Genomic DNA, 4,787 nt, shown 5'->3' with positions numbered 1-4,787 from the left:
CACGTAACCCCCAAATTTGACGAAGAACCAACATGCGCAGGAATCTACACAAAATAAAGACGGATGGGTTAAAGAAGTATTTCCAGATCCGGAGAATGATTATAATAAAGTTTGGCATAATAAATTCGTTTTTCAAGAAGTTGGAAATGGTGACTACATTTCTATTGACCTTTCCCCAGACAAATACGGTAAAATAATTTATTTGAGTCATGATGATGGTGAAGGACATGGCTATGTTATGGCTGACTCTTTTTCGGAATTATTAAGCAACTGGGCACAGTTAGGCTTTGTTGGAGGCGAAGATTGGCAATGGCTACCCTTCTGCAAAGACAAAACGAGTGGCATTGACCCGAGTTGTTCAAACGCTTTACTTTGGCAACACACAATCGGATTACGTTGATGTCGGCATCACCGCCTTGATTGAACTTTAGTTGCGACGCTCTGTTCCAGTTTCTGTTTGCTTTGTAGCTTCATGCAAAAGTTCCTATTTCTTTTGACATTTATCCATCAAGTTCAGACAACGGCATTCTGGATGTAACCATTCGGTCCTCGACATCTTCGAGATTCTTAATCCAAGCAAAAGTATCATCTATCACTTTTCCATTTGCGTCAGTAATTCTTATAACCTGATTAGAGCAGGGATAGCAACTCCCAGATAGGCTTCAATGATTTCACGCCCCGGTAGTCTTGCCGGGGCTTATTTAATTACGTTTGTTCGGACTCTCATTATTTTTGGATGCTTTTCTTCCTTAATTCTGCATCAACGGTTGAAGTCAATGCTCTATGAAAATAGAAGGTGCTCATATCAGCCACAACTCGAACACCGGAAGGTGGTTCGTAGTGATAAACTCCACTTGTAAAATCACAAGCGATATTTTGGCATTTCAGAAAATATTGACCGTCTTCAATTTCTTTGGAAAGGTTATGGAAGCATTTCGGGCAAATCATTTTGTAATCGCCATATTTAATAGTGTATTCTCCATTTTCTTTTACCCACTTCCATTCGATATTTGCGCCCCAAATATTAGCAGAATTGAAACTTGTGACGGCATTTTTTTTTGAGAACTTCGCAACTTTTCTAAACAAAATGTTTAACAATATATAGCCAGCTACCATAAGCAGAATTGTTATCAAATTGATTTGAAAGCCGTCGATAAAAAAATTAACAATTGACTTCCAAGTCTGCTTTAAACTTTCAACAAAAGATGCCTTTGTCACAATAGCCTTAATGAAAGCATATAACGGAATTATTAAGGCACCCCAGCCCCACTTAATTAATTCCTTTAAACCTTCGGCGATTAGTTTACTACCGACAGGGTCTTTCCATACGTCCTTAGGTTTTGCCATTCTGATGTCTTCTTTAATTTCTGCCAATACGTAAATTTATATAATTATAGTGCAATTAAAAAACCTTTGTCCTTGATAACCTGCTTTTAGGGTTATGTATTCATTGCAACTGTATTCCTTGCTTGGAGACTCAGCCAACGAAGCTACGAACGCTCCTCAAGCGTCCTAAAATATTCCACTTTACAGACGTATAGTGTTAAAACCACTCCAGCCGTATCTGTTTTCTTCGCCGCCTTTGCAGCCCGCCCCTACAACGCATGGCTCTGTGGGAACCAACATCTGGATGGAATTACAACCTATTGGTATCTTATCGGCAGCATATTCAATTTTAGTAATACCAGGAGGGCAATCATGAAGGCCGTTCCAATTGCGGTAAGGATGTTGATGAATTTTTGTGCCTTACCGCTATTGTTGAACGCCTTTTCAATGGCTTAATCCCGGGTGCTGATTGAACTTATGAATATTCCCGTATTTGACAACGTCAAAGTGATGAGCATTCCACGTTTCCACATCAAAATCTACTACTTTTCTTCCCAGTTCTTTTGCATTTTTGGGTGTTTCAGCTTTGAGAATGGCATTAAACGATTGTGTGTCACCGAACAAAAGCGCCTTGCGCCATCGTCCAGTGCTCGGCTGTTTTATAGGTGATACCGTCCACGATAAATGGAGCTTCATACCACTGGCTGAAGAAAAAGTTGCCGGCTTCTTCTCCAAACTTGTTGGTATGTCCTCAAAAAAATAAATACTTCAGCATATCGCTGGCGTTAAACTTCTCAATTAACCAATCAATATTGTAATATGTCATTTGTTAATCAACTTGATTTAGAACTGTCAGCAATTTCTTCAGTTTTGTCTCCCGAACAGTTTTGTATTCGTCACCCCAAAGGTTGAGCAGTTCAGGAATAAGTTGGCGCTTAATAGAAGTCTTTGCTAATTCTTTTAAGTCATTGTCTACTGTACCCTCCAAATATAATTGCCCAAATGCAATAGAAACGATAGCCGCGTCAATGCCTGACATGAAACGGCTGCCCAGCTCGCTTTGCTTTAAATACGGTTTTAGTTTCTCAAGGCTGGTCTCGCTGAGATCAAAAGCAGGATAACCCCAATAATCAATCTGCTCAGTTAAAAAATCTTTCGGATTGTCTGCCCGATGAGTTTCTCTCCAATCGGCAAAACCCGCATAAGTATCTGCACCGTCGTCGCTGCCAAAAGGCGCCGTTTCTTCGATCGGGCTCCAATAAAAATCTTCATTCATCAGGCGTTTGGCATTTGGATGTGCTTTTTCAATGCTTGGAGAATAGTCTGGCATATATTTGGTCTTTTGACTGAGTTTGGTATTTAATTCTGTTATTGGCTGATGAAGCCTTTCGTTCCGCTTACCAATTTGGGTTTTCTTCAATCATTTCCAGTAAGTCTTTTTTGTAATAGTTGCCTTTCGCTTCATCAAAGTTATTATAGAATTCTTGCAAGTCATCCTTGGTGAAAATGGGGCTTGTCAAAGCAGAATAGACCTGATAATCATTTACAATCGTCCACATGATGCTTTTGTAGTCGCCACTTGCCTTTAATAGAATTTCTTCCGGTCCGTTATCACAAGCCCAAAACTGATAATGTCGTACAAACCTTGCTTCAACGCTTTTGAAAAACCAATCTCTTGCTTCAGCGTCCTCGCCCCAAGACGTTGAATGGTCACGAAACGTAAAGAGGAAACCATTTTTAAAATCGTTAACGGGTACTAAGTCTTCTTCAAATTTTGGAATGCCCCAACTTTCCCTATGTTGTTCAAAAAAGTCTTCGGTGTCAATACCGCCGCATTGCATTTTGATAAATGAAGCTCTTGTTTTTGCTGCAGCATTGTCTAGCTGCAATAGTTGGTCAGCAAAGTCTAAATAAATGTCAAAAGGCTCACGCAAGTGGCGTGTCCGCGCTTTGATAACGGCGTCCAGTTGGTCAGCCAATAACAACAATGGGGAAGTCACCGAATAAATTTCTTCAAAGTATGAGGCTCTGTCCATAAGGTTACCTGTAACGTTTCAGTATTTGAGAAGGCAATAGCGATTAGTCGTTATGCGCGTTTAGTCATCTTCAATGAGGTCAACAATTCTTCCATTTTTTAATCTAAATGGATCACTCATTTTAGAATTTTATTTTTTCATTTCTTCAATAGCACGAGTCCAGTTGTCAATATGTTGTTGAAGTAAGTTAACGTCGTAAGTTTGCCAGTATTCGCCTTGTCTTCAACAATTAGATTATCAAAGTATGGTTCGATTTGTTTAAGCAAATCAATAATAAGAATATGTACGCCTGGTTTATTATTTTGGCTCGATTCCAGCTTCATTATTCAAAATAAATTGGGAACGCTGGGTTATTGTATTCTGTCACTTTCTTAATTATTTCTTCTATTTCTTTATTTGTTACTTCCATATTTTCATATGGTGGTTCCCAGTTTTTTATTGAGTTTATATATGCATAAAATGCAGGGGTAGTAGTCAATTCACCTGCTATTTTAATTGTTCGATAATCAAACTCAACCAAAATATAAGAACGTGTCCCTGTAATTTTCATATTCTACCTTTCAAATATCGTTGTTTCTTTCAGCGTTTTAGGGTCGATAATTATAATTTCAGTTACTTTTTTGTTCGCTTTCAATGCTGGCAATTCTATATTTTCCCAAACGTTTCCTGGGTTTAAATCTTCGCCAACGACAGCCCTGACTTTCCCAGAAACCTGTGATGCATATTCAGAAGATATCTTTTTCCAAGCCTTAACTGATTCCGGATTCGTAGCATCCCATACAGGCAGTTTTATTCCTTTGGATTCTATTAGACCTTCAAGAGCTGTCCCTCCTTGACATCGTGCAATTTCCATTGCCTTTTCTGCACCACCAATTCCACCTGTTCTCCCTGACCCAAAAAATGCTTCTCCTCCGGAAGGCTTCACTAATGAAGGAGCAACTGTAATTAAACTCGCCAGCCCTCTTTTTAGATAATATCGCTTTTTATTTTTAGATTAAAATCATGTAAGATCTAATCCTTTATATATTGCCTATCAGCAACTGTTTTTGTTTTTGATAATTACTTCAGGTCCTTTTCTATCCTTATTTTTCCTCTTCTATTTTGTCGGCTCTATCCTTTAATCTCTTTTCTTTTAAAGAATAAATAAAGTATTCAAAATCATTACCCAATTGCTTTAGGTCAGCATCTAAATGGTCACGGTCCTTTACATGTCGAAGAGCTAGAAAATATAAAAACCCCTTGAAGAAGCTCTCAATTCTGGTCGAGTGTCGTCCAAAATCGTAACAAAAATCGACGCCTTCTTTTCCACTAGAGTTACATTGAAGATATTTTGTCCAAAAGCCATGAGCTAATAAGTTCCTTTTTTGAAGGTAATCGTCAAGCTCTTCTTCCAAGGTGTAGTCGGTAAGCAACAATGCAGAGTTT

8 protein-coding genes are annotated in these 4,787 nt (G+C 38.6%); 1 reads left to right on the top strand and 7 read right to left on the bottom strand.

What is annotated here, in order from left to right; genetic code table 11:
• Window positions 1-16: 16 nt before the first annotated feature.
• Entirely contained in the window at window positions 17-400 is a 384-nt protein-coding gene (locus A3860_RS36310; protein WP_081155507.1) for an SMI1/KNR4 family protein, read from the top strand.
• 326 nt (window positions 401-726) lie between these two features.
• Here A3860_RS36310 and A3860_RS36305 read toward each other — a convergent pair whose 3' ends face one another.
• The 7 genes from A3860_RS36305 to A3860_RS41400 form a co-directional block, all read right to left on the bottom strand.
• Window positions 727-1,374: a hypothetical protein gene (locus tag A3860_RS36305; protein ID WP_081155506.1), complete on the bottom strand. Its 648-nt coding sequence runs from the start codon at window positions 1,372-1,374 to the stop codon at window positions 727-729.
• A gap of 396 nt (window positions 1,375-1,770) precedes the next feature.
• Complete coding sequence (locus tag A3860_RS36300) at window positions 1,771-2,061, bottom strand: NADAR domain-containing protein (RefSeq protein ID WP_143774439.1); 291 nt, start codon at window positions 2,059-2,061, stop codon at window positions 1,771-1,773.
• Between the two features lie 94 nt (window positions 2,062-2,155).
• Entirely contained in the window at window positions 2,156-2,746 is a 591-nt protein-coding gene (locus tag A3860_RS36295) for a hypothetical protein (RefSeq protein ID WP_081155504.1), read from the bottom strand.
• Window positions 2,724-3,362, bottom strand: a complete 639-nt coding sequence (locus A3860_RS36290; protein WP_081155503.1) for a hypothetical protein — start codon at window positions 3,360-3,362, stop codon at window positions 2,724-2,726. Before A3860_RS36290 ends, A3860_RS36295 begins: the two co-directional genes overlap by 23 nt.
• A gap of 322 nt (window positions 3,363-3,684) precedes the next feature.
• Window positions 3,685-3,912: an Imm74 family immunity protein gene (locus A3860_RS36280; protein ID WP_081155501.1), complete on the bottom strand. Its 228-nt coding sequence runs from the start codon at window positions 3,910-3,912 to the stop codon at window positions 3,685-3,687.
• A 3-nt stretch (window positions 3,913-3,915) separates the two neighbouring features.
• Window positions 3,916-4,287 (bottom strand): hypothetical protein, encoded by a 372-nt coding sequence (locus A3860_RS36275; protein WP_081155500.1) that lies wholly within the window; start codon window positions 4,285-4,287, stop codon window positions 3,916-3,918.
• A 157-nt stretch (window positions 4,288-4,444) separates the two neighbouring features.
• On the bottom strand, window positions 4,445-4,787 hold a 343-nt coding region (locus A3860_RS41400), incomplete at its 5' end, for a hypothetical protein (protein ID WP_158085472.1).

It is taken from the genome of Niastella vici, assembly GCF_002077945.1.
GTDB classification, from domain to species: Bacteria; Bacteroidota; Bacteroidia; order Chitinophagales; family Chitinophagaceae; genus Niastella; species Niastella vici.
This window is presented reverse-complemented; position numbering and strand designations above follow the sequence as displayed.